The sequence below is a fragment of the Alcanivorax sp. genome, assembly GCF_002733835.1.
Taxonomy (GTDB): Bacteria; Pseudomonadota; Gammaproteobacteria; order Pseudomonadales; family Alcanivoracaceae; genus Alcanivorax.
In genome coordinates this window covers 85,613-110,148 of the sequence record NZ_NVWY01000003.1, presented here as the reverse complement: position 1 = coordinate 110,148, position 24,536 = coordinate 85,613, and the positions used below count along the sequence as shown (strand labels likewise).

Sequence of the window (24,536 nt, the reverse complement as noted above, 5' to 3'; positions counted from 1 at the left end):
CAGTCTGTCTGGAAGGTAAAAGCCCCGCCGGGTGAGAGCCCGGCGGGGCTTTTTTGTGTTTACCGTATGGCCCGGCTCGCCCGCCTTCTTGGGGCGATGTTACCCGCGCAAGATCTTCAGCCGAATAATGTCGAATTACGCCTTAATTCGGGCTGCCCTTGCCGGCGTCAGGCATCTGGCGGGTGATGCTGACTGTGGTAAGCCAGGCTTTAATCGGGGCCCAGCCTTTCTCTTCGCTTTGCTTGATTGAGCCGGCGATGCCCGGGTTGATCTGGTCCCAGCGGGCTATAACAGCGGGATCCATGGCCTGCACTGCATCGAGCAACGCGGTTTCATTAACGGCGAGGCTGAGAGCGGGGACCAGCAGCCCGTCTTCCTGTTCGCTGGTCAGGTCGTGCAGTTGTTGCCAGTGCGCCAGGGTCTGCATCAGGCCGCATTGCAGTGCCAGCCCGTTCAGGGGGCGGTTCAGCAACAGCTGCTGATGGTCGGCCAGCAGTTGTTCGCCGGCCAGTTTCAGGTACTGGCGCCGCCGGGCGGGAATGCCTTCTTCACCGGTGAACGCTGCCAGCGCTTTGGGGCTTTCGGTGGTGCCGTTGAGTACCACGCTCAGGGCGGCAAAACCGAGGCTGGCTTCCGCCGGGTCGGTGGCGCCGTGTTGGCGGCGCAGGTTCTGGCGGGTCAGCTCCAGATAGGGATCACTGATCAGCCCGGATTCCGGCCACTCGGGCAGGGCATCCAGATAGCCGGGGTATAGCGGCCAGCTGTCCAGCCGGGCCAGGGTCGCCTGCCGGTTAGCGCTCCCGTCCTGCTGGCAGGCACGGCTGGCCAGCAACAGATACTGGCTGGCAAAGCTCTGGTACCACTGCGCCAGGGCGTCGCGCAGTGCGGTCAGGTTTTCCTCGTTCGGGCTTTGCTCGAACCGGGTTAGTGTCTGTTGCCAGGCTGTTGCAGTGGTCGTGAAACGCTCGTCAGCCTGTTGTTGCCACTGTGCAGCGGGAATCTCTGTCAGGGCGCCGTCACTGACTGGTCGAGGTGCAGACCCGGCGTCGTCACTGGTGTTTTTGTCGCAGGCCAGCAACAGGCTGGCCAGTAATGCCATAAAGAGAAAACGCATAAACAATTCCGGTTAGCGCAGGCTGATCACGGGCCAGCCCTGTTCCCGGGCTTCGCGCTCAAGGGCGCTGTCCGGGTCCACGGCCACCGGGTTGTCGACCTTGCGCAGCAGCGGCAGGTCGTTATGGGAGTCGCTATAGAACCAGCTGTTCTCCAGGGTTTCATCGTTGGCGTTCAGCCATTCCGCCAGCCGCTCCACCTTGCCTTCGCGGTAGCTGGGGGTGCCGGCCACGTTGCCGGTATAGCGCTCGCGGCGGCACTCTGCGACGGTGGCAATCAGGTGGTCCACACCCAGCCGGTCCGCCAGTGGGGCGGTCACGAAGTCATTGGTGGCGGTGATGATCATCAGGGTGTGGCCCTGGTCGCGGTGTTTCTGCAGCAGGGTTTCGGCCTTGGGAAGCCACATGCTGTCGAGCTTTTCGGCGAGAAACTGTTCACGCCAGAAATGCAGCTGGGCCATATCGTTGTCGGCCAGCACTTTCAGGGAAAAACGCAGGTAAGCCATGATATCCAGACGGCCATTCTGGTAATCCACGTAGAACTGGTCGTTGGTTTCCTTGTAGAGCTGCTGGTCAACAATGCCTTTCTCTACCAGCCAGTCTCCCCACAGGTGGTCGGAATCGCAGCCGATCAGGGTGTTGTCCAGGTCGAAAATCGCGAGTGTCATGGCCTCTCCTTAAATGAAGGGGTCATTTTATGCGAAGCCGATGACAAGTCATACCGGCGGATTCATTGAGTCCGGGGCTCCCTGCGTTTGTTTTGGTGCGTTTGTTGCACGGTTGTGCATTGATCGCAGGTTGCCCGGCAAGGTTTAATGGGCTGACAAGGAGCCAGAGTCCACGATTGCGCGTGGATTCGAAGAGACAACATGACAGGCATTATTGATGACAAAGGGTTTCGGCTGAATGTCGGGATCATTATTGCCGGCCAGGATGGCCGGGTTTTCTGGGGTCGCCGGGTGGGCAACCGTGACGCCTGGCAATTTCCCCAAGGTGGCATGATGCCCGGGGAGTCCCCGGAAGAGACGCTGTTTCGTGAGCTGGAAGAAGAAGTGGGGTTGTTGCCGGAACATGTGGAGATTATTGCCAGTACTGAAGGCTGGCTGACCTATCGTTTGCCGCGCCGGTTTCTGCGCCGGCCCCGTAATCGTCCGCATTGTATTGGCCAGCGGCAGAAGTGGTTTTTGCTGCAGCTGACGGCGGAGGAGCAGGCCATCGACCTGTTCGCCAGCGATAGTCCGGAGTTCAAGGACTGGCGCTGGGTCAACTACTGGTATCCGATTCGCAAGGTGGTGCATTTCAAGCGCGGGGTCTATGCCCGTGCCTTGCGTGAACTGGCTCCGGCCCTGAAGAAAGGGACGCCAGGCGGGCGTTCCCCGAACCCGTCTACCTCTGGAGACTCGTCCGATGCTTGAGACCCTGCGGCGTATTGTTCAGGAAGTGAACAGCGCGGCGGACATCCCCAGCGCGCTGGATTTGATGGCCAAGCGGGTACGCGATGCCATGGGCACGGAAGTGTGCTCCATCTACCTGCGCGACGAGGAAGAGCAGCGTTATGTGCTGATGGCCTCGGAAGGGTTGAAGCAGGAAGCGGTGGGCAAGGTGAGTCTGGGCTTGTCTGAAGGGCTGGTGGGGCAGGTGGGTCTGCGTGAAGAACCGATCAACCTGGAAGACGCTTTTACTCACCCCAAATTCCATTATCTGGCGGAAACCGGGGAGGATGCCTTCCATGCTTTCCTGGGTGTGCCGGTGATGCATCACGGCAAGGTGCTGGGGATCATGGTGGTCCAGCAGCGCGATGTTCGCCGTTTCGACCAGAGCGAAGAAGCCTTTCTGGTGACGATCTCCGCCCAGTTGTCGGCGGTGATTGCCCACGCCCACGCGTCAGGGGTGCTGTTCGATCAGTTGGGCGGGGGCGCCGATCTGCCCAGTTTCTATGACGGCCTGCCCGGTTGCCCCGGGGCGGCTATTGGCCATGGCGTGTTGCTGTTTCCGGAGGCGGACCTGGCTTCCGTGCCGGATCGGGTCGTTGCTGATGTGAGCGATGAAATTTCCCGGCTGGACGATGCGCTGGTGCGCGTGCGTCAAGAGATCCGTGATTTGGCCGAGCGGGCCTCTCGCTCGCTGGGGGCTGAAGAGCAAGCGTTGTTTGATGTCTATCTGCGCATGCTGGATCGCCACGCCCTGCCGGCGGAAGTGATTGCCCAGATCCGCGAAGGGCAGTGGGCCCAGGGCGCCTTGCGCACGGTGGTTGATGCCCATGTGCGTAATTTCGAAATGATGGATGACCCCTACCTGCGTGAACGGGCGGCGGATGTGCGTGACCTGGGCCGCCGGGTGCTGGCTCAGCTGCAGAGCCAGACCCGGCGCCATGTGATTTTTCCGGACGAGTGCATTCTGCTCGGCGAAGATATTTCTGCGCCCATGCTGATGGAAGTACCCCGTGAACGGGTGCGCGGCATTGTTACCACACGCGGGTCACGGAATTCGCACATGGCCATTGTGGCCCGTGCCATGGGTATCCCCACCGTGGTGGGGGCGCAGAATCTGCCGCTCAAACAAATGGATGACAAGGAAATCATCGTCGATGGTTTCCGTGGCCGGGTGGTGGCCAATGCCTCCCCGGAGCTCAAGCAACAGTTCCAAGGAATCATTGCCGAGGAAGAGAGCCTTCAGGCCGGGCTGGAAAAGCTGCGTGACGAACCGGCGCAAACCCTGGACGGCTCGCGGATCAAGTTGCAGGTGAATACCGGTCTGATGACCGATATCAACCGGTCACTGGAACGGGGGGCCGAAGGGGTGGGGCTGTACCGCACGGAGATTCCGTTCATGGTGCGCGACCGGTTCCCGTCGGAAGACGAGCAGCGGGTGATTTATCGCGAGCAGCTGGCGGCGTTTGCCCCGCATTCGGTGACCATGCGCACCCTGGATATCGGTGGTGATAAATCCCTGAGTTACTTCCCCATAGAGGAAGAAAACCCTTTCCTGGGCTGGCGGGGTATCCGTGTCACCCTGGACCACCCGGAAATTTTCATGGTGCAGGTGCGCGCCATGATCAAGGCCAGTGAAGGGCTGAACAATCTACGCATCATGCTGCCCATGATCACCAGTGTGATCGAAGCAGAAGAGGCCCAGCATCTGATCCACCGTGCCTGGCTGGAAGTGCGCGATGAAGGGCTGGATGTGCCCATGCCGCCGGTGGGAGTGATGATCGAAGTGCCGGCTTCGGTGTATCAGGCCCGCGCCCTGGCCCAGCGGGTAGACTTTCTTTCTGTAGGGACCAACGATCTGACGCAATACCTGCTGGCGGTGGACCGCAACAACCGCCAGGTGGCGGCGCTTTATAATTCCTACCACCCTGCGGTACTGCATGCCCTGCTGCATGTGGTGGAGCAGGCCCGCGAAGAAGATACGCCTGTGTCGGTCTGCGGGGAGATGGCAGGGGAGCCCAGTGCGGCCCTGTTATTGATGGCCATGGGCGTGGACGTGCTCTCCATGAATGCGTCCAACCTGTTGAAGGTAAAAGCCGCTATTCGTCAGGTGAATATCAGCTTTGTCCGCCGCCTTCTCAATGAAGTACTGGCCATGGATAACGGTGAGGTGATTGCCTCTTACGTGGACTTGCAGCTCACCAAGGCCGGGCTGGGCGATTTGTTGCGAAATCGCAAGGTGTTGTCCTGATACACCGAGAGTGTCGGCGTTAAAACAATAAACCGGGAGAGAGTCATGAAGCGCGCGTTCTTGTTGATCGTGGTGGCGTTACTTGTATTGCTGGCGGTGCTGTTGTTCAACACCTTGAAAGTAAAAGAGCCCAACGAAACGGTTATCCCGCTGCCGGTTTTTGAATCTGGATTGAACGAATCCGAGATGACCGCACGTCTCTCCCGTGCCCTGCGATTTGCTACCTTGCCGGATCAGCCGCAAGCCTTTGATGGTCTTCATGACTTTCTGCGTGAGTCTTTTCCCCTGACCCATGCAAGACTCACCCTGAAAACGTTCGGCCATAGCCTGCTCTATCACTGGGATAGCGGAAAAGACTGCGCGCCGACGTTGCTGTTGGCCCATCAGGATGTGGTGCCGGTGTCATCACCGGACGCCTGGGAGCATCCGCCTTTCGCCGGTGTGGTGGATTCACAGTTTGTCTGGGGCCGTGGTGCCATGGATGACAAGGGCAGCCTGATGGCGATCCTGGAAGCCACCGAAGCCTTGTTGGCGGACGACCGTGCACCGGCCTGTGATGTGTGGCTGGCGTTTGGTCACGATGAAGAAACCGGTGGCAGTGAAGGCGCCAGCCGCATGGCGGACTGGATGACAGAGCAGGACCTGCGCTTCGGCCTGGTGCTGGATGAAGGCGGCATGATGTTGCCCGGCAGCACCCTGGGCATTGAGCAACCTGTGGCGCTGATCGGCATTGCCGAGAAAGGCTACATGACGGTGACGCTACAGGCCCACGCCGAACCGGGTCATTCGTCCCGTCCGCCTGCGAAAACCGCAGTGGGGGATCTGGCCAGGGCGATTGCCACCTTGCAGGATAATCCTCGCCCTGCCGGGTTGAGCGAACCTACCCGCAAAATGCTGCAGCAGGTAGCGCCGTACCAGCCGTTTGCCAAGCGAATGGTGTTTGCCAATCTATGGTTGTTTGAGCCCTTGATCGTCAAACAACTCTCCGGCAAACCGGAAACCAATGCCCTGGTTCGCACCACCATGTCGCCGACGCTGTTGCGTGCCGGGGTCAAGGATAATGTGCTTCCCGCCACTGCCGAAGCGACCATCAATTTTCGCCTGGCGCCAGGGGAAAGCCGGGAATCCTTGTTGGCTTATCTGGAACAGCAGTTGCCGGATTCGATCACCGTGACGCCCCAGGACACCTTTCTGTCTGAACCGTCAGCGACCAGCGATATTCCTTCACCCGCCTTTGAGCGTCTGGCGGGCCTCGCCCGGTCTTTGCCGGAGCAACCGGTGGTGGCGCCTTTTCTGTTGATCGCCGGCACGGATGCGCGCCATTACCAGGCCGTGTCCGATCAGATTTTCCGCTTTATGCCGGTTGCCCTGAACCAGGATGACTTGCCACGCTTCCATGGCCACAACGAGCGCCTGTCCAGAGCACAGTATCCGCGAATGGTGAGCTTTTATGCCGGGGTGATGTTGGGCGCGGAGTAAGGGCAGGCCGGTTTCAGGACCGGCCGGCAACAATGACAGTGGCTAAGCGTTGCTGAAACTGTGATTCGGATTGCCAGCGGCGTGGCCGTCCGGTTGCCACACCTGTTCCAGCATTTGCGGCCCCTGTTCACGGTCCAGAATTACGGCGCTGCTGGCGCGGGTGCCGTAGGTTTCCGACTGGATAAAGACGGGCGCCACCAGCCGCTCAAGCTCCACCCCGACGCCGGTGTCAGGCAGTTCGCTGTCGCTGGGCTGATAATGATCGTTAACCACCTGCAACAGCTGCTGCAGATTTCCGCCCGCGGCGATGGCGTCGGCCAGGTTCTGTTTGGCCCGCTCCACCTTGGGCCAGGGATCGTCCAGCAGGCCATTGCTGAGGCCGTGAATCCCGGGCTGGACCGCCTGCGGCGCCGCGCCACGGTTGCCCAGATACCAGAGGCTGTCGCGGGTGCTGTCTGCGCTTACCGTGCCCACCAGCAGGTTGAAGGCGCCGTAGTGATGCTGCTCTTCTGCGAGGGTGTGGCTGAACTGTTCCGGGCTTTGCTGCCCTTCCAGAAAAGCGAAAGGCAGCAGGCCCCGGGAGCGTTCGCCGGGCTGGCGGTCGGTGATCGGCTCGCGGTAATTGGTGACCACGGCAAAGCGGCCATTACGGTGGATGCCCAGCCAGGTGCCGCCGGCGGTTCGGTCCAGCCCGCAGAAGATATCCCCGCGCCAGCGCGCCGCTTCCGCCGGCCGCGCATGAAACTCATCCCGATTGGCGGCGACTTTTAATGGTGTGTTTGATTCAGGCTGCCAGTCGAGCAGAACAATGCACATGGGGTTTCCTTCTTTTGTCTCTCGCACGCCTGACGCCAGCAACGCGGCTGGGTTGTTGTTTCAACGGTTGGGTCCCTGACGGATTTCAGCATCGGGCCTCGAGCGCCCGGCGTTCAGCGTTCCACCGTGCTAGCATACCTGCCTTGCCACGAGTTGTGTTGGAGAGGCTGTGCTGGAACTGTTTTTGATCTGTCTGGGCGTGGGGGTGGGCGCTGGCCTGCTGGCTGGGGCGCTGGGCCTGGGCGGTGGCGTGGTCATCGTGCCGGCCCTGATTTTCCTGTTTCACGGCCTGGGGTTTCCTGACGAACTGGTCGCCAAAATGGCGGTGGCCACGTCCTTGAGTACCATCATCATTACCTCCATCAGTGCCGTGCGCACCCACCATAAAGCCGGCTTCGTGCGCTGGCCGGTGGCATTACGTTTGGGGGCAGGCATTGTGCTGGGTGCCTTCGCCGGGGCATTCATTGCCGATGCCATGAAAGGGGAACTGTTGACCCGTCTGTTCGGTCTGTTTGCCATGCTGATTGCCCTGCAGATGTTGCTGGTGGGGCGTAAAACGGTGGATGAAAGCCTGCCGCAACGGGTGCCCGGGGCGCCGGGGCTGGGCCTGGCCGGGTTACTGATTGGGACCGGTTCCGCCATTTTCGGTATCGGCGGCGGCTCGTTGACGGTGCCGTTTCTGAGTTGGTGTCGATTGAAAATGCAGGAGGCGGTGGCTATTTCCTCCGCCTGCGGGCTGCCCATTGCCATTGCCGGCACGCTGGGGTTTGCGGTGGCTGGCTGGAATGAGCAGCACCTGCCCGATGGCGCCCTGGGCTATGTGTTTTTGCCCGCCACAGCCGGTATAGTGCTCACCAGCTTCCCGTTTGCGCGCCTGAGTGCGCGGCTCAGCCACCGGCTGCCGTCCGCCACCTTGAAGAAGGTCTTCGCTCTGGTGCTTTTTGTGCTTGGCCTCAAACTGGCTTTTGGATAACAACCTATGGAATTCCCGCAGATCGATCCGGTGGCATTCGCCATCGGCCCCCTGAAAGTGCATTGGTACGGCCTGATGTATATGTTCGGCTTCGCCGCCGCCTGGTTGCTGGGCATGTACCGGGCGAAGCAACCGGGGTCCGGCTGGACCAGGGATCAGGTGGGCGATCTGGTGTTTTACGGTGCCATGGGCGTGATCGTCGGTGGCCGGCTGGGCTACGTGTTCTTCTATAATTTCGACAAGTTCCTGGCCGACCCGCTGTGGCTGTTTGCGGTGTGGACCGGGGGCATGAGTTTTCATGGTGGCGCCATCGGGGTGCTGGTGGCCTTCTGGCTGTTCGCCCGCAAAACCGGCAAACGGTATTTTCAGGTGGCGGACTTCATGGTGCCCATGGTGCCCATCGGGCTGGCCACCGGGCGCTTTGGCAATTTCATGAATGCCGAGCTGTGGGGCCGCGCCAGTGATGCCCCCTGGGCCATGGTGTTCCCCACCGACCCACTGCAGATCGCACGGCATCCTTCCCAGCTTTACGAAATGCTGCTGGAGGGTGTGGTGCTGTTTCTGGTGTTGTGGATCTATTCGGCCAAGCCTCGCCCGGCGGGGGCGGTGACCGCCCTGTTCGGTATCGGTTATGGCTGCGCGCGCACCTTTGTGGAATTCTTCCGGGAGCCGGACGCCCACATTGGTTATCTGGCTGGCGGCTGGTTGACCATGGGCATGTTGCTGAGCATTCCGATGATTATTCTTGGTATTGCCATGCTGGTTTGGGCGTATCGAAACGATGAGCGAGGAGTGAAGTCATGAAGCAATATCTTGATCTGCTTCGTCACGTCCGCGAGAACGGCACCTACAAGCAAGACCGTACCGGTACCGGCACCTATGCGGTGTTTGGCTATCAGATGCGCTACGACCTGAGCCAGGGTTTTCCCATGCTCACCACCAAGAAGCTGCACCTGCGCTCGATTATTCATGAGCTGCTGTGGTTCCTGTCCGGTGAAACCAATATCCGTTACCTGAAAGAAAACGGGGTATCCATCTGGGATGGCTGGGCGACCCCTGAGGGCGAGCTGGGCCCGGTGTATGGTGAGCAGTGGCGTAGCTGGAAAACCCCGGACGGCGGGGTGATTGACCAGATCAGCGAGGTGCTGGAGGAAATCAAGCGCAACCCGGACTCCCGGCGCCTGGTGGTCAGCGCCTGGAACCCGGCGGTATTGCCGGACCCGTCCATCTCGCCGGATGCCAATGCGGCGGCGGGCAAGCAGGCGCTGCCGCCGTGCCACTGCCTGTTTCAGTTCTATGTGGCCGACGGCAAGCTCAGCTGTCAGCTGTATCAGCGCAGCGGCGATATCTTTCTGGGGGTGCCGTTCAATATTGCCTCCTATGCCCTGCTGACGCTGATGATGGCGCAGGTGTGTGATCTGCAGCCGGGCGATTTCGTGCATACCCTGGGCGATGCGCACCTGTACTCCAATCATCTGGAGCAGGCCGACACCCAGCTGGCCCGCACTCCCGGTCCGCTGCCGACAATGACGCTGAACCCGGCGGTGAAGGATCTGTTCGCGTTCACCTTTGACGATTTCACCGTCAGCAATTACGAACCCGCCGCGCACATCAAGGCGCCGGTGGCGATTTAAGAGACGCCTCACGCTTCACGCAACACGCCAGCACGCGTGATGCATGAAGCGTGTTGCCTGCTGCGAGGTTTAAATGCCCATTCGACTTTCCATGATGGTCGCCAAGGCCAGCAATAATGTCATCGGCCGGGATAACAAGCTGCCCTGGTATTTGCCCAATGACCTCAAGTACTTCAAGCAGGTTACGTTCGGCAAGCCGGTGATCATGGGCCGCAAGACCTGGGAGTCACTAAGGGGGCCGCTGCCCGGGCGCACCAATATCGTGATTACCCGCCAGCCGGATTATCAGGCCGAGGGCGCCAAGGTGGTGGCCACCGTGGAGGACGCCATCACCATGGCGGAGAATGTGGCATTCATCGAAGGGCAGGAAGAAGCGGTGATCATGGGGGGGGCCGAAATCTATGCATTGGCGTTACCGCAGACCCAGCGACTCTACCTCACCGAAGTGCATGCCGAGGTAGACGGGGATACATTTTTCCCTGAGTACGAGGCCTCCGAGTGGCAAGAAATCGGCCGTGAAGATTTCGCCGCGCAAGGGCCGAACCCTTACGATTATTCCTTCGTGGTCTACGAGCGAAAATAGCGGCGCGCTTGCTGCGAAGCGACCCTCACCAGGGTTCTCCCACTCTCAAACGACAAAACCCCGCCGAAGCGGGGTTTTTGCGTGTTGCCTGAAGCAGGCAGCGTGAAGCGTCTCTTGCTTACTTGCGCTTCATGGAATCGAAGAATTCCAGGTTGGTCTTGGTCTGCTTCATGCGGTCGATGAGGAATTCCATGGCGCCGATCTCGTCCATGGGGTGCAGGACCTTGCGCAGAATCCACATCTTTTGCAGCTCGTCTTCACTCACCAGGCGCTCTTCACGACGGGTGCCGGATTTGCGGATATTCATGGCCGGGAATACGCGCTTCTCTGCTACCTTGCGGTCCAGGTGCAGTTCCATGTTGCCGGTGCCTTTGAATTCCTCGTAGATCACTTCGTCCATCTTGGAGCCGGTGTCGACCAGGGCGGTGGCGAGGATGGTCAGGCTGCCGCCTTCCTCGATATTCCGCGCGGCGCCGAAGAAACGCTTGGGTTTTTCCAGGGCGTGGGCGTCAACACCACCGGTGAGCACCTTGCCGGAGCTGGGCTGTACGGTGTTGTAGGCACGGGCCAGACGGGTGATGGAATCCAGCAGAATCACCACGTCCTGTTTGTGCTCCACCAGCCGCTTGGCTTTTTCGATCACCATCTCGGCCACCTGCACGTGACGGGCCGGTGGCTCGTCGAAGGTGGACGCCACCACTTCACCGCGCACCGTCCGTGACATTTCTGTCACTTCTTCCGGGCGCTCGTCGATGAGCAGTACGATCATGTGGGTTTCGGGATTGTTGCGGGCGATGGACTGGGCGATGTTCTGCAGGAGCATGGTCTTACCGGCTTTCGGCGGGGCGACGATGAGGCCGCGCTGCCCTTTGCCGATGGGGGCTACCAGATCAATCACCCGGGTGGTGATGTCTTCGGTGGAGCCGTTACCGATCTCCATGACCAGCCGCTGGGTCGGGAATAGCGGGGTCAGGTTCTCGAACAGGATCTTGTTCTTGGCGTTTTCCGGGCGGTCAAAGTTGATTTCGTTGACCTTGAGCATGGCGAAGTAGCGCTCGCCATCCTTGGGGGGCCGGATTTTCCCGGCGATAGTGTCACCGGTACGCAGGTTGAAGCGACGGATCTGGCTGGGAGAGACGTAGATGTCGTCCGGGCCGGCCAGGTAAGAGCCTTCAGCGGAACGAAGGAAACCGAAACCATCCTGCAGAATTTCCAGCACACCATCGCCGTAAATGTCGGAGCCATTCTTGGCGGCGCGCTTGAGGATGGAAAAGATAACGTCTTGTTTGCGGGTTCTTGCCAGGTTCTCGAGGCCGAGTTCCTTGGCAATGTCCAGAAGTTCTCCAATCGGCTTCTGCTTCAGTTCAGAAAGATTCATTGGCGTCTAATTTGGTGTCTTTGGATGAATTGAGAGGATGCACCACCGCGGTGCTGCAGTTGTTTTGATAATCCGGTTTATTCGGAATCTGGCCCGGCAAGCCAAAAGAGGGCCATAAGGAAAATAGGTAACCAGAGGTTCCGAGGACTAACTAAAGGGGGTGCTTTATTAAAGCTGGTTCTGGAATCTATCACTGTGGGGACCCGCATGCAACACGCAACATGTAACACGCTGCAAGCAGGAAAACCCTCCCCTGAGGGGGAGGGTTGGGGCGTGTCGGCTTTCTTAGAGGGTGCTGTCCAGGAATGCGGTCAGCTGGCTCTTGGACAGAGCGCCCACTTTGGTGGCTTCCACGTTGCCGTTCTTGAATATGGTCAGGGTGGGGATGCCACGCACACCGTACTTCTTGGGCGTTTCCGGGTTGTCATCAATGTTGATTTTGGCAATGGTCAGCTTGTCACCGTACTCGCCGGCCAGTTGCTCAAGGATCGGCGCGACCATTTTGCAGGGGCCACACCACGGAGCCCAGTAATCGACCAGCACGGGGCCGTCTGCGTTGATGACCTGGGCTTCGAAGTCCGCGTCGGTCACGTTGATAATCTCGCCGCTCATTGAATTCTCCTGATATAAAGGTTTCAGAGACCCGGGACGGTTGCCAACAGGCCTCTGCGATGGGGAATAATATCAGGTTGCGGGTGATGAATTTCAAGCGAGGCAGTTAATTATCGCTGTAGTTGCTGCCTATGACATCGTAACGCCATGATTTTTGGATAGAATCGGCCCAAAGGAAGGAGTGACTATGGAGCATGGCGAACATCTGGCGGCCATTGATTTGGGGTCGAACAGTTTTCATATGGTGGTAGCCCGCCAGGCGCAGGGGGAAGTACAGATCCTCGACGGGCTGTCTGAAAAGGTGCAACTGGGGGCGGGTCTGGACCGGGAAAACCGCCTGGACGCGGATACCCAGGAGCGGGCGCTGGAGTGCCTGGGCCGGTTTGCCCAGCGCATTGCGGGGATTCCCCGCGGTAGCGTGCGGGTGGTGGGGACCAATACCCTGCGCCAGGCTCGCAATGCCCGCGAGTTTATCCGCCGCGCCGAAGCGGTTTTGGGTCACGATATCGAAGTGGTGGCTGGCCGTGAGGAAGCGCGCCTGATTTATCTGGGGGTCGCCCACACCCTGGCGGACGACGCGGGGCAGCGGCTGGTGGTGGATATCGGGGGCGGCTCCACCGAGCTAATCATCGGGGAGCGATTTGAATCCACGGAAACCGAATCGCTGCATATGGGCTGTGTCAGCTTTGCCCAGCGCTTTTTCCCCAATGGCGAGATCACCGAAAAAGCCTTTGACCGGGCGGTGACGGCGGCACGCCAGGAGGTGCTGTCGATTCATGCCAATTACCGGCGCCTGGGCTGGCAGCAGGCGGTGGGTGCCTCCGGCACGATCAAGGCGATCAGTCAGGTCTGTGTGGACAACGGTTGGTCGGAATTCGGTATCACCATGGAGGGCATGAAAAAAGCCCGTAAGCGGGTGATCAAGGCGGGTGCCGTGGACAAGCTGGATCTGAAAGGCTTGCGTGAAGATCGTCAGCCGATTTTCGCTTCCGGGCTGGCCATTCTGTACGGCATTTTCGAGCAGCTGGACATCCAGCAGATGGATGTCTCCAGTGGCGCGCTGCGGGAAGGGTTGCTGTATGACCTGCTGGGGCGTTTCGGCCACGAGGATGTGCGCGACCGCAGTATTCAGGCGCTGATGAACCGTCACCATGTGGAAAGCAGCCAGGCCGAACGGGTCTGCGCCACGGCGCAGGCGCTGTATGGGCAGGTGGCCAGTGATTGGCAGATTGAAGGTAATGAGGCGGCCGACACGCTGCGCTGGGGAGGGCTGCTCCACGAGGTCGGGCTGGCGGTGTCGCACAGTCAGTTCCACAAGCATGGCGCTTATCTGGTGACCAATTCCGACCTGCCGGGTTTTTCCCGTCAGGAACAGCAGATGGTGGCGCTGATGGTGCGTGGTCACCGTCGCAAGGTGCCGTTGGCGGCGCTGGCGGAATTGCCGGACGATGAGCAGACCGGATTGTTGCGGTTGTGTCTTGTGTTGCGTTTGGCGGTGCGTTTGCACCATGCACGCAGCGATGAAGATGTCCCGGAGATTCGTTTACAAGCTCGTGATGAACGGCTTGCCATCACTTTCCCGTCGGGTTGGCTGGAGGAGCACCCGCTCACCCAGGCGGACCTGGAGCAGGAACACGACTACTTCCAGGCGGCAGGCTACCAGCTTGTATTGGCGTGAGAATAAAACAGCTATTCAAGAGGGGGTCCCGCTTCGGGCGGGGCACCCTCTTGAAAGCTAGACGCTAGACGCTAGAAGTCGTCTTACCCTCCCAGCGTATCCAGCAGGTCCTGTTGAGCAATAAAACGCTCTTCCCCGTCTTGTGGTTGCGCCCGCTGGTAACTGCCATCGGATTGCAGTTCCCAGGCGCGGGTGTTGTCGCGCAGATAGATATGCAGGCCCTGTTCCAGAATCTGTGCCTTGAGTGCCGGATCATTCACCGGGAAACAGGTTTCCACCCGGTTAAACAGGTTGCGGTCCATCCAGTCGGCACTGGAGCAATACACCAGGTCGTCACCGCCATGGTGGAAATGGTAGATGCGGGTGTGCTCCAGAAAGCGGCCGATAATGGAGCGTACGCGGATGTTTTCCGACAATCCGGGGATGCCGGGTTTCAGGCAGCAGATGCCGCGCACGATCAGATCAATCTCTACGCCCGCCTGGCTGGCCCGATACAGGGCCTGCATGATGTTTTCTTCGGTCAGTGAATTGAACTTGGCAATAATGCGCGCCGGTTTGCCGGCCAGTGCCTGTTCCGTTTCAAACTCGATCCACTCGATAACAGAAGGGTGCAAGGTGAACGGCGAATGCTTCAGCTGCTTGAGCCGTGCCGCCTTGCCCATGCCGGTCAGTTCCTGAAAGATCTTGTGCACGTCCTGGCCCATGCTTTTTTCACAGGTCATCAGGCCGTAATCGGTGTACAGCTTGGTGGTCTTGGTGTGGTAATTACCCGTCCCCAAGTGCACATAACGTTTGATGCCATCACCGTCACGGCGCACCACCAGCAGCATTTTTGCGTGGGTCTTGTAGCCCACCACGCCGTACACCACGATGGCGCCGGCTTCCTGCAGGCGGCGAGCGCCTTCGATGTTGGACTCTTCATCGAAGCGAGCGCGCAGCTCCACGATGGCGGTGACTTCCTTGCCATTGCGTGCGGCCGTTTCCAGGTGGTCGAGAATTTCCGACTTGGTGCCGGTGCGGTACAGGGTCTGCTTGATGGCCAGCACCTTCGGATCCCGCGCGGCTTCGGCCAGCAGGTTGATGACCGGCTGGAACGATTCGTAGGGGTGGTGCAGCAGGATGTCACCCTGGTCGATGGCGTCAAAAATGGTTTCATTTTTTTTCACCGCCGGCGCCAGCTTGGGGGTAAAGGGCGGGTAGTGCAGGCGCGGGCGATTGACGCTGGTAAACATGCGCGCCAGGTTTACCGGGCCGTTCACTTCGTACAGGTCTTCCTCGGTGAGTTCGAACTGTTCCAGCAGATAATGCATCAGGTGGCGCGGGCAGTTGTCGGCCACTTCCAGGCGCACTTCATCCCCGTAACGACGAGATAACAGCTGGCCTTTCAGGGCGCTGGCCAGGTCTTCGACTTCTTCGTCCACTTCCATATCGGCGTTGCGGGTTACCCGGAACTGGTAGCAGCCGGTGGCCTTCATGCCCGGGAACAGGTCGGATACGTGGGCATGGATCATGGACGACAGGAACACGAAGTTGTCGTCGCCACCCTCGCTGATGTCATCGGGAATACGAATCAGGCGGGGCAGGGAGCGAGGGGCGGGCACAATGGCCAGGCCCGTGGAGCGCCCGAAGGCATCCTTGCCGTCCAGGGGCACAATGAAATTCAGGCTCTTGTTGACCAGGCGCGGGAACGGGTGTGACGGGTCCAGTGCGATGGGCGTGAGCACCGGGTAAATCTGCTCACGAAAATATTTTTTGACCCATTCAGCCTGGGCTTCGGTCCAGTCTTCGCGGCGAAGAAAGTCCACCCCTTCTTCACGCAGGGCGGGGAGCAAGACGTCGTTGAGGATGCGGTACTGGCGATCCACTGCTTCGTGGGTAATGGCACTGATCGCTTTCAGAAGCTCATCGGGCAGCATGCCATCGGGGCCGGGCTGGCCGGTATGGGTTTCCAGTTTGTTCTTCAGGCCGGCCACGCGAATTTCGAAGAACTCATCCATGTTGCTGGAAAAAATCAGCAGAAAATTCAGCCGTTCCATTAATGGATGGTTTTCGTCCATGGCCTGCTCAAGGACACGCAGGTTGAACTGCAGCAGGCTGAGCTCCCGGTTCAGGTAGTAATCCGGGTTGTTGAGGTCGTCGTTGTTGAGGTCGGTGACGCCGTGTTCGCTGACGCCCTGTTCACTGGAGAAAGAATTCATGGTGTCGTCCTGACCGGAACCTTTGAAGATGGGCCCTTATTCCATGACATTAATGTGACACGGTGATGACAGGGGGCGAAGAATTCCGAATACCTTCACAGTACGCCTGATCCGGGCGGGCGCAAATAGCGGGGATGAACGCTATTCATCGGCGAGGGGCGTGGGTGGGAGCGCCGGCTCTTCCTTGAATGGGTATATGTAAATATAATGCGAATCATTATTGTTCGCTTTATATTTGGAGTTTGCCGATGGTTTGTCAATACCGCGCGATTTGGGGTGCGCCGCTGGTGGGAGCGTGCCTGCTTTCACTGATCCCTCTGGCTGTACAGGCTGAAGAAACCTCTGAAGCCAATGTGATTCCTGCGGTGGAGGTGAATGCCGATGTCCAGGAGGGTGACGGCTATATTACCGAGGGAAAAGCGGCGACAGCTGGAAAGCTGGATGTGGCGGTAGAGAAGACTCCGTACTCCATTACCGTAGTGAATGAAGAATTCATCAAGGATACCGGGGCCAAGAATATTCAGGATGCCCTGGTCTATTCTTCCGGTGTTTATTCTGGTGCGTTCGGGTTTGATACCCGTGGTGACTTTGTGAAAGTGCGCGGTCTCGACGCTTCTTTCTACAAGGATGGGCTGCGTTCCCTGTACGGCAGTTACAACAGCGTGCGTCCGAACATTTATGCACTGGAGCAGGTGGAAGTCCTGAAAGGACCGTCTTCTGTTTTGTATGGACAGGCGGAGTTGGGGGGTATTGTGAATACTGTCTCCAAGCTGCCAAAGGCCCGGCAACAGGGCGAGATCTGGGCCCAGGTGGGCTCCTATGACCGAAAGCAGTTGGCGGCAGACATCACTGGCCCCATGTCAGAAGATGGCAAGTTGCTGTACCGGATGGTAGCGCTGAAACGGGAGAGTGGCACCCAGGTTGATCACGTGGATGATAATGGTTTCCTGTTTGCGCCTTCCTTTACCTGGCTGCCCACGGACAACACAACCATCTCCCTGCTCATCAATACCCAGGAGAACAATGGCGGGATCTCTGCCCAGTTCCTGCCCGCAGAGGGGACGCTATTGCCGGGCGTCAAAGGGGATATTCCGGTTAACACCTTTGTGGGGGAGCCAAGTTGGGATCGTTATGATCGCAGGCTGAATGAAGCGACCCTGTTTGTAGATCAACGCCTGAATGACCATTGGAACATGGCACTGACCGCCCGCCATTCCAGTTCTGAGACCGAAACCCGCGAACACTGGGCGGCTATCGGAGCCGGGGTTGCCAGTGATGGGACAACGAATCGGACCATCCATATGGCGGACCGGGAAACGAGCATCAGCAACTTTGATGCTCGCATGGAAGGTAACTTCGGTTTTGCCGGCACTTACCACACTCTCGCGATTGGGGTGGATTACCAGGATGCGCTCTGGGAGGAAGGTAACTATGAATCCACCCTGGGCTCGCCAATCAACCTCTATGATCCGGTGTACGGCAACGTGGATTATAGTGCACTGACACCTGAGGACCGCAATGACAACGCCATTCGTCAAACTGGCGTGTACCTGATTGACCATATGGAGATTGGTAATGTGGTGGTATCCGGCGCCCTGCGCCACGACGAGTCCACCAACAAGGTCTATGTGGTTAACGATAACAACAATGAAAGTGATGACAGCGAAACCACCGGCCGTCTTGGCTTGATGTACCAGTTCGATTTTGGCCTCTCTCCCTATGTGAGTTACTCCGAGGCCTTTGTGCCGAATCTGGGGACTAACGATGGCAGCAGCCTTGCAGCCACCACTGGCGAGCAGCAAGAGGCCGGTTTCAAATACCTCAACGACTCGGGTGATCTTTCTGTCACTGCAGCCTATTTCTACATTGAAGAAACCAACCGTGTGGTGCAGGGAAGCAGCCCCAACACCGTTGACCAGGTCGGCGCTAAATCCGAGGGCTGGGAACTGGAAGTGAAGAAGCGCCTGGGGAATCTTGAGCTGCTGGCCAGTTACACCGACCAACGTGTGGTGGATGACCAATCTGGTGAGCGTCTGCCGTACCTTGCCGACCGTCTGGCCTCTGCCTGGGGTAAGTACGAACTGGAAAATGGTCTGCGCTTTGGTGCCGGTGTGCGTTATGTGGGCGACAATGTGGGCTTTGATTATGCCGGCGATGCAGATGGTGTGGGGGCCAACCCGAAGGTTCCCTCTGTCACGCTGTATGACGCGATGCTCGGTTACGCTGTCAGCGACTGGGACTTCAGCCTCAACGTGCGCAACCTGACAGACAAGGAATACGTCTCCTGGTGCCGCGGTCAGTTGGGTCCCCAAGTGTATGACTGTGGCTACGGTGAAACCCGCACGGTGACCGCCGATGCTCGCTACCGCTTCTGATCAGAGCGTGATCATAAAAAACCGGCGCTTGCGCCGGTTTTTTATGTCTGCTTATCGGCTTTCTTCAGCCCTGAAAAATCCAGGATTGCTGCACGATATCCAGTTGTTCCATTTCTTCTGCGGTGGGTGCGCGGGCATCGGCGATGGCCACGGCAGACACAGCAAGACCCAGTACCAGCATCAGGGTACGCATAATAATCACTCCTCGGGCCATAGGCCCAATATAAAAGAATCAGCGAAAAGCGGCGGGATCATAGCGGTTCCGCGTGAATTGCCATTGGCTTGAGCCCCGTCTGTTGATGCTGTTTCAGCCATCAAGCTGATGAAGAATGCTTGATTTTCTCTTTAAAGTGTAAATACACTAAAAGAAAGAGGCAATAGCCTTGGGCCCTGGGTTGGCTCGTGACATCAGGTTTAGTGTATATGCATCAAAAGGAGAGGAATGATGATGAAGCTCTTTGTGATTGCCATGGCGGTGTTTAGCCGTCTTTTTCCTGGAAGAGCCGGCAGGTTGGCACTGGATATGATGACCACGCCGCGCCGATTTGCCCTGGATGCAGGGGCCGGTGTGGTGCCGCCGGAGCGGATTGTGCCGGTTGGCTCCCGAGCCCGTTTACTGGTCTGGCCCGGTGGTCCCAGGCGGGTGCTGCTGGTTCATGGCTGGTCCGGCCATGCGCAGCAGTTTCAGCCGCTGATGACGGAGTTGGGCCGGGCACGGCATACCTTTTATGCCCTGCAGATGCCGGGCCATGGCGATGAGATGGATGGGGCAGCCCATGTGGGGGATTTCATTATCTCCATTCGCCAGGCGCTGGATGAGATCGGCGAGCCGCTGGATCTGGCGGTTGGGCATTCCATGGGAGCGGCGGCCCTGGCGTTTGTGCTGGCCGAACGCACGGATGTACCCAGGGCCATTCTGGTGGCCCCGCCGACCAATTTCCGGGCTATGGTGTCGCGGATGGCGCTGTTTCTGCGGTTCGGGTCGAGTGCTCGGCAGCATTTGCTGGAGGGAATGGCCAACCGGGTCGGTATTGGCTATGAGGTGCTGGATATTGCCCGGCGCGGCCGGCGTATCAGTTGCCCTGTGCTTTTGGTACACGATATGACGGACCGGGAAGTGCCGTTTGCCGATACCTTGCGTTTGCATCAGGCCGTTGCAAAGGCACAGCTGTTTCAGACCTCGGGTCTTGGCCATCGCCGTTTGCTTGCCGAGCCGAGTGTTCTGAAAGCCATCCACGGGTTTGCGGATGAGCCTGCTACAGAGGTTAGAGCGTCTGCTTGACCTGCCGGCTGAAGCCGCGCAGCTCCCGGGATATTTGTTCCCAGTTAGCGGCGCCCACCAGCGATTCAAAATGTTGCTGGGCATCCTGCCAGCCGTGCAGGGCTTGTTGGTAGGACGTTTCGCCCAGGGGCGTCAGGGTCAGCCCAAGGGAGCGTTTCTTTCCCGTGGGCTGTGTTTCCACCAGGCCTTTCTCGATAAGTTTATCGACGGTGCGCTGCAGAGAGGTGCGTTCCATGCCCAGTAGTTCGGCCAGCTGGTAGATGGATTCCGGCGGCCGCGCCTTGATGGCATTGAGCACGGAAAATTGGGTAATGCGCAGGCCACTATCTGCCAGCCTGTTATTGAACAGGCGCGTCACCAGGCGGGAAAACACCCGGGAGTGCAGGGCGGCGCAGTGCAGGCCGATCTCTTCGGGGGCTGGTGCAGGCGGGGTGGTTTGGCTGCGGGTCGTCATGCACGCGCTCCTTTATAGTGTGTATGCATTATAATTCCGGCTGTGCCCCCTTCCGCAAGCCCGCTGGTAGCGGTTTAGCCTTTCAGTTTCTGCGCTGCCGCTTTGGCGAAGTAGGTCAGGATGCCGTCGGCCCCGGCCCGCTTGAAGGCCAGCAGGGATTCCATCATCACCTTGTCCTGGTCCAGCCAGCCATTCTGGAAGGCGGCCATGTGCATGGCGTACTCGCCACTCACCTGGTAGGCGTACACCGGCACCTTGAATTCGTCTTTTACCCGGCGCACCACATCCAGATAGGGCATGCCCGGTTTCACCATCACCACGTCGGCACCTTCCGCCAGGTCCAGGGCGATTTCGTGGAGGGCTTCGTCGGCGTTGGCCGGGTCCATCTGGTAGGTGGTCTTGTCCGCCTTGCCCAGGTTGCCTGCGGAGCCGACGGCATCGCGGAACGGACCGTAGTAGGCGCTGGCGTATTTGGCGGAGTAGGCCATGATGCGGGTGTGGATATGGCCGTGATTTTCCAGCGCTTCCCGGATGGCGCCGATGCGGCCGTCCATCATGTCGGAGGGGGCCACCATGTCAGCGCCGGCGTCGGCGTGGGAGAGGGCCTGTTTAACCAGGGCCTCCACGGTGACATCGTTGAGTACATAGCCGTTGTCGTCGATGATGCCGTCCTGGCCGTGAGTGGTGAACGGGTCCAGTGCGCCATCGGTGATCACGCCCATTTCCGGCACGGCCGCCTTGATGGCCCGTACCGCACGTTGTGCAAGCCCTTCCGGGTTCCAGGCTTCGCGGCCATCCAGGGTCTTTACCTCGGCCGGAGTGACCGGGAACAGCGCCATGGCCGGGACGCCCAGCTCCGCCAGTTCGCGGGCTTCTTCCACCAGCAAGTCGATACTCTTGCGTTCCACTCCGGGCATGGAGGGCACAGCTTCGGTCTGGTTGCTGCCTTCCAGCACAAATACCGGGTAGATCAGATCGTCCACGGTGAGGGTATGTTCGCGCATCAGCCGGCGAGAAAAATCATCGCGGCGCATGCGGCGCATACGCGTGGCAGGCCAGGGGGCTCGGGTGACAGACATGCGCAGGGTTCCTCTAGTAATATGGGCGCGCCCGGGCGTCTACAGAAAAGCGTGTCACGGGCGGAATCACGAGAGTTTAGCAAGAGCAGCGAATGATGGAAAAACAACCGGCCTTTCATCTGGCCTTTTTGGTAAACGACCTGGAAGACGCCGCCGACTTTTATTGTCGGGTGCTGGGTGCGCGCCGAGGCCGTGATGCGCCCAACTGGATCGATATCGACCTGCATGGTCATCAGCTCTCTTTGCATAAAGGCGAAGATCTGACGCCGATCCAGGGCTACAGCGAGGTGGATGGCCACCCGGTGCCCATGCCGCATTTTGGTGTGGTGCTGGATTTTGCCACCTGGGAAATGCTGGTGGAGCGAATTTACGAGCACGACTGGCCGTTTCTGCTTAAACCCCGCGAGCGGTTTGTGGGGCAGCCGGCAGAGCAGGGCACCTTTTTCGTTCAGGACCCCACGGGCAATACGCTGGAGTTCAAGGGGCTGCGCGAGCTGCACCGGATCTTCGAGGTATAACCCATGGGCCGCTGGCGACCAAAGGGCACTCCCGCCTCCAAGTACATCACTGTCGAGGGCTACCATAAGCTCAACGATGAGCTGCAGTACCTGTGGAAGGAAAAACGTCCGGTGGTTACCCAGGCGGTGCAGGAGGCGGCGGCCCAGGGAGATCGCTCGGAAAACGCGGAATACATCTACGGCAAGAAACAGCTGCGTGAAATTGACCGGCGTGTGCGCTTTCTCAGCAAGCGCCTGGATGACATGACGGTGGTGGATCGGGTGCCGGATGACCAGAGCCGGGTATTTTTTGGCGCCTGGGTGGAACTGGAAAACGACGCCGGTGAGACCGAAATCTACCGGCTGGTGGGGCCGGATGAAACCGATGCGGCAAGAGGCTATATCAGCATCGACGCGCCGCTGGCACGGGCCTTGCTCAAGAAACAGGTGGATGACGAGGTGGAGGTGCGAACCCCGGCCGGAGAGCGTTGTCTGTTTATCAACCGCATCTGGTATGAGTGAGGCGGCACGCAATACACTCCACGCATCATGCAAAAACAACGCAATTTTTTAGCGTGTTGCGTCATTTTATTTATTTAGGGGAAAACCGATGAAAGGTTCCAGTCGTATCTGGTTCTTTATCCGCAAGTCGCTGCTGGGTGGGCTGACCATTCTGCTGCCCATTTCCATTATCGTGTTCTTCTTTAAATGGATTTATCAGACGGTCACCGAGCTGATTTCGCCGTTTACGTCGGTGTTTATCAGCGCCTTCGGGTTGCCCAAGTTTGTGGCGGACTGGTTGTCGGTGCTGGCGGTGCTGGTGCTGTGTTTTCTGGTGGGCACGCTGGTCGCCACGCGACTGGGAAGCTGGGCCTGGCAGCAGTGGGAAGAGCATGTAATGACACGTCTTCCCGGTTACACCACGGTGCGTGAAGTGATTGCCCAGCTGATGGGCAGCAGTGCGGACAGCCCGTTCAGCCGTGGAGAAGTGGCACGGGTCTGGTTATATGGCCGGGAGACGGACGTGTCGGTGACCGCACTGGTCACGTCTCGCCACGCGGATGGCCATGTCACCGTTTTTGTGCCCACCGGCCCCAATCCTACCAGCGGATTTATCTACCATCTGGATGCGTCTCTGGTGGAGTTGCATCCGGAAATCGGGGTGGAGAGCATGATGAAAACGGTGGTTTCCTGTGGTGCGGGTACGGCGTCGCTGTTCAAGACGGACAAGCAGGAAGGCTGATCAGTCCCAATAGGAAGCCGCTGTAGGAATTCCCTTCCAGGGGACGAACCTCGCGCAGCGAGCCGACCGGAGGGAGGCTTTTCTTTTGAGACCTGTCGAGCACGGAAATGCCTTATCGCCCTTCGGTCGATTCCGTGCTACGCACGGTTCGTCCCCTGGAAGGGAACTCCTACAAGGGGGGCGCCTACGCGCTCAATCTCACCTTTTGTTCCGCCAGCGCGCCTTTCATAAAGTCCCGCATGGCTTTCAGGTATAGCCCCTGATCCAGGTGCAGCAGGTGGTTGCCCGGGAACCAGTGCACATCGCAATTATTCCAGTGTTGGCGCAGCAGGTGGCTGTGCTTGGGCGGCGCGAAGCGATCGCCGGCACCACCGATGATCATGCGCCCGCTTTGTGGTACCTGGCAGGGCCAGGTTAACGGCGAATGCAGGGCGGTAATTTCGCGAAGGCCGGCGGTGTTGGTGTCGTAGACCTGATTCAGCAGCTTCACCTGCTGGTTGATCGGGAACCAGCTTTTCATCAAATCGATCACGCTCACCAGCGGTACATTGGGAATGGCAAAGGCCAGGTCCTTTTCCAGTGCCGCCAGCAGGCCGGTGGTGTAACCGCCCAGGGAAATGCCGGTGGCGCCGATGGCGGGTGAGCCTTGCTCGCGCAGCATCCGCATGAACAGGCGCAGGTCATGAATGGCGTGGGCAAAGGTTTCGTTGAGCGCGGCCATGCCCTGGCTGAAAAATTCGGCGCCGCTGAACGGAGCGAAACGGCTCTTGCGGCGGCCATGGAAAGGCAGGGTGTAAAGCAACACATCGAAGCCCTGCTTGTAGAACCAGGGCAGCGCCAGCCAGCGGGTATTGAGCCAGTACGGGTCGGCCACGAATCCGTGAATCATCACCAGGGTGGGGCGCGGGCCGTCGTGGTGGCGCCAGTGTTGCGCCCAGGCGGTGCCGTTGCGGGTGTGATTCAGGTAGCGATCTTTCAGGGCCGGATTTTTCGGTGTGAATGGCGACGCAAAATGCAGGGTGTGGGCGTCGCCATCCTCGGGCTGAAAGTGGTAGCTGGAGACCGGGCTGCGTTTGATCTCCACCTGCGCGGCGGGCGGGGTGAAGAACGCATTGGGATCGCCGGCCGCCAGGAAGGGGCGGTAGAAGTCTGCCAGTTGCCGTTCTTCACGCTGCCGGGCGGCGTTCAGGGTGGCGGGTAGCGCCGCTGCACCGGCCATGCAGGCCAGGCCTGTACGAGCCAGAGTATCCACGGCGGCAGTGCTGCTGATGCGCCAGCTTGTGTCGCTGTCTGCCAGGAAGTGATCCGGCATGGCGTGGAAGTCGGACGGCAGCGTCTGCCACCAGGGTTGGCTGAGGGTGGGCAGATCTTCGTTGCAGTAATCGTCCGGGTGAATACGGGGCAGTAATTCGCTCATGCCGCCTCCTTTGGGTGAACCCCAGTAAAGAATGTCGGGTTTGGG

Annotated in this window: 23 protein-coding genes; 13 read left to right on the top strand and 10 right to left on the bottom strand. The window is 59.2% G+C overall.

Annotated features, from left to right (window positions below):
• Nucleotides 1-142: 142 nt before the first annotated feature.
• Together COA55_RS02755 and COA55_RS02750 are read right to left on the bottom strand one after the other, a co-directional pair.
• On the bottom strand, nt 143-1,114 hold the full coding sequence (locus tag COA55_RS02755) for an imelysin family protein (RefSeq protein WP_290500524.1): 972 nt from the start codon (nt 1,112-1,114) through the stop codon (nt 143-145).
• 12 nt (nt 1,115-1,126) lie between these two features.
• Nucleotides 1,127-1,780, bottom strand: coding sequence for an HAD family hydrolase (locus tag COA55_RS02750; RefSeq protein WP_063520173.1), 654 nt, complete (start codon nt 1,778-1,780; stop codon nt 1,127-1,129).
• 201 nt (nt 1,781-1,981) lie between these two features.
• Between COA55_RS02750 and COA55_RS02745 the strand changes: the two genes are divergently transcribed.
• From COA55_RS02745 to COA55_RS02735, 3 genes are read left to right on the top strand one after another with little or no spacing between them, the layout of a single operon-like run.
• Nucleotides 1,982-2,527: an RNA pyrophosphohydrolase gene (locus tag COA55_RS02745; RefSeq protein WP_363969335.1), complete on the top strand. Its 546-nt coding sequence runs from the start codon at nt 1,982-1,984 to the stop codon at nt 2,525-2,527.
• Nucleotides 2,520-4,793 (top strand): phosphoenolpyruvate--protein phosphotransferase, encoded by a 2,274-nt coding sequence (gene ptsP / locus COA55_RS02740; protein WP_290500521.1) that lies wholly within the window; start codon nt 2,520-2,522, stop codon nt 4,791-4,793. Before COA55_RS02745 ends, ptsP begins: the two co-directional genes overlap by 8 nt.
• A gap of 45 nt (nt 4,794-4,838) precedes the next feature.
• Nucleotides 4,839-6,272, top strand: a complete 1,434-nt coding sequence (locus COA55_RS02735) for a M20/M25/M40 family metallo-hydrolase (protein ID WP_290500520.1) — start codon at nt 4,839-4,841, stop codon at nt 6,270-6,272.
• Between the two features lie 42 nt (nt 6,273-6,314).
• Here the strand turns inward: COA55_RS02735 and COA55_RS02730 are convergent, their stop codons facing one another.
• Entirely contained in the window at nt 6,315-7,088 is a 774-nt protein-coding gene (locus COA55_RS02730; protein ID WP_063521231.1) for an NRDE family protein, read from the bottom strand.
• 169 nt (nt 7,089-7,257) lie between these two features.
• Here COA55_RS02730 and COA55_RS02725 point away from each other — a divergent pair, with 169 nt between their 5' ends.
• The 4 genes from COA55_RS02725 (at nt 7,258) to COA55_RS02710 (ending at nt 10,278) form a co-directional block, all read left to right on the top strand.
• The gene (locus tag COA55_RS02725) at nt 7,258-8,061 is read left to right on the top strand and encodes a sulfite exporter TauE/SafE family protein (protein WP_156501356.1); all 804 of its coding nucleotides are present in this window, start codon (nt 7,258-7,260) and stop codon (nt 8,059-8,061) included.
• A gap of 6 nt (nt 8,062-8,067) precedes the next feature.
• Complete coding sequence (gene lgt / locus COA55_RS02720; protein WP_290500519.1) at nt 8,068-8,865, top strand: prolipoprotein diacylglyceryl transferase; 798 nt, start codon at nt 8,068-8,070, stop codon at nt 8,863-8,865.
• Nucleotides 8,862-9,695, top strand: a complete 834-nt coding sequence (locus tag COA55_RS02715; RefSeq protein WP_290500518.1) for a thymidylate synthase — start codon at nt 8,862-8,864, stop codon at nt 9,693-9,695. The genes lgt and COA55_RS02715 overlap by 4 nt, the downstream gene beginning before the upstream one ends.
• A gap of 73 nt (nt 9,696-9,768) precedes the next feature.
• Nucleotides 9,769-10,278 carry a dihydrofolate reductase gene (locus COA55_RS02710; RefSeq protein WP_290500517.1) on the top strand — a complete coding sequence of 170 codons (510 nt, stop codon included), beginning with the start codon at nt 9,769-9,771 and terminating at the stop codon, nt 10,276-10,278.
• Between the two features lie 118 nt (nt 10,279-10,396).
• Here COA55_RS02710 and rho read toward each other — a convergent pair whose 3' ends face one another.
• Both rho and trxA read right to left on the bottom strand, forming a co-directional pair.
• Nucleotides 10,397-11,656 carry a transcription termination factor Rho gene (rho, locus tag COA55_RS02705; protein ID WP_290500516.1) on the bottom strand — a complete coding sequence of 420 codons (1,260 nt, stop codon included), beginning with the start codon at nt 11,654-11,656 and terminating at the stop codon, nt 10,397-10,399.
• 285 nt (nt 11,657-11,941) lie between these two features.
• Nucleotides 11,942-12,268, bottom strand: coding sequence for a thioredoxin TrxA (trxA, locus tag COA55_RS02700; RefSeq protein ID WP_290500515.1), 327 nt, complete (start codon nt 12,266-12,268; stop codon nt 11,942-11,944).
• Nucleotides 12,269-12,455: 187 nt separating this feature from the next.
• On the opposite strand from trxA, the gene ppx reads away from it, so the two are divergent.
• Nucleotides 12,456-13,946 (top strand): exopolyphosphatase, encoded by a 1,491-nt coding sequence (ppx, locus tag COA55_RS02695; RefSeq protein WP_063521224.1) that lies wholly within the window; start codon nt 12,456-12,458, stop codon nt 13,944-13,946.
• A gap of 83 nt (nt 13,947-14,029) precedes the next feature.
• On the opposite strand, the gene ppk1 is transcribed toward ppx, so the two are convergent.
• Nucleotides 14,030-16,144, bottom strand: coding sequence for a polyphosphate kinase 1 (gene ppk1, locus COA55_RS02690; RefSeq protein ID WP_290500514.1), 2,115 nt, complete (start codon nt 16,142-16,144; stop codon nt 14,030-14,032).
• A gap of 248 nt (nt 16,145-16,392) precedes the next feature.
• On the opposite strand from ppk1, the gene COA55_RS02685 reads away from it, so the two are divergent.
• The gene (locus tag COA55_RS02685) at nt 16,393-18,519 is read left to right on the top strand and encodes a TonB-dependent siderophore receptor (protein WP_290500513.1); all 2,127 of its coding nucleotides are present in this window, start codon (nt 16,393-16,395) and stop codon (nt 18,517-18,519) included.
• A 64-nt stretch (nt 18,520-18,583) separates the two neighbouring features.
• Here the strand turns inward: COA55_RS02685 and COA55_RS02680 are convergent, their stop codons facing one another.
• On the bottom strand, nt 18,584-18,712 hold the full coding sequence (locus COA55_RS02680) for a hypothetical protein (protein WP_255343071.1): 129 nt from the start codon (nt 18,710-18,712) through the stop codon (nt 18,584-18,586).
• 249 nt (nt 18,713-18,961) lie between these two features.
• On the opposite strand from COA55_RS02680, the gene COA55_RS02675 reads away from it, so the two are divergent.
• The gene (locus tag COA55_RS02675) at nt 18,962-19,801 is read left to right on the top strand and encodes an alpha/beta fold hydrolase (protein WP_290500511.1); all 840 of its coding nucleotides are present in this window, start codon (nt 18,962-18,964) and stop codon (nt 19,799-19,801) included.
• On the opposite strand, the gene COA55_RS02670 is transcribed toward COA55_RS02675, so the two are convergent.
• Both COA55_RS02670 and hemB read right to left on the bottom strand, forming a co-directional pair.
• On the bottom strand, nt 19,785-20,255 hold the full coding sequence (locus tag COA55_RS02670; RefSeq protein WP_290500510.1) for a MarR family transcriptional regulator: 471 nt from the start codon (nt 20,253-20,255) through the stop codon (nt 19,785-19,787). The genes COA55_RS02675 and COA55_RS02670 overlap by 17 nt on opposite strands.
• A 74-nt stretch (nt 20,256-20,329) precedes the next feature.
• A complete protein-coding gene (hemB, locus tag COA55_RS02665) occupies nt 20,330-21,334 on the bottom strand; it encodes a porphobilinogen synthase (protein ID WP_290500508.1) in 1,005 nt (334 codons plus the stop codon).
• 92 nt (nt 21,335-21,426) lie between these two features.
• On the opposite strand from hemB, the gene COA55_RS02660 reads away from it, so the two are divergent.
• The 3 genes from COA55_RS02660 to COA55_RS02650 all read left to right on the top strand — a co-directional run bounded on the left by COA55_RS02660 (nt 21,427) and on the right by COA55_RS02650 (nt 23,074).
• Nucleotides 21,427-21,852 carry a VOC family protein gene (locus COA55_RS02660; RefSeq protein ID WP_290500507.1) on the top strand — a complete coding sequence of 142 codons (426 nt, stop codon included), beginning with the start codon at nt 21,427-21,429 and terminating at the stop codon, nt 21,850-21,852.
• Nucleotides 21,853-21,855: 3 nt separating this feature from the next.
• On the top strand, nt 21,856-22,353 hold the full coding sequence (gene greB / locus COA55_RS02655) for a transcription elongation factor GreB (RefSeq protein WP_290500506.1): 498 nt from the start codon (nt 21,856-21,858) through the stop codon (nt 22,351-22,353).
• 88 nt (nt 22,354-22,441) lie between these two features.
• On the top strand, nt 22,442-23,074 hold the full coding sequence (locus COA55_RS02650) for a DUF502 domain-containing protein (RefSeq protein ID WP_290500505.1): 633 nt from the start codon (nt 22,442-22,444) through the stop codon (nt 23,072-23,074).
• Between the two features lie 184 nt (nt 23,075-23,258).
• On the opposite strand, the gene COA55_RS02645 is transcribed toward COA55_RS02650, so the two are convergent.
• A complete protein-coding gene (locus COA55_RS02645) occupies nt 23,259-24,491 on the bottom strand; it encodes an alpha/beta hydrolase (RefSeq protein ID WP_290500504.1) in 1,233 nt (410 codons plus the stop codon).
• Between the last annotated feature and the right edge of the window lie 45 nt (nt 24,492-24,536).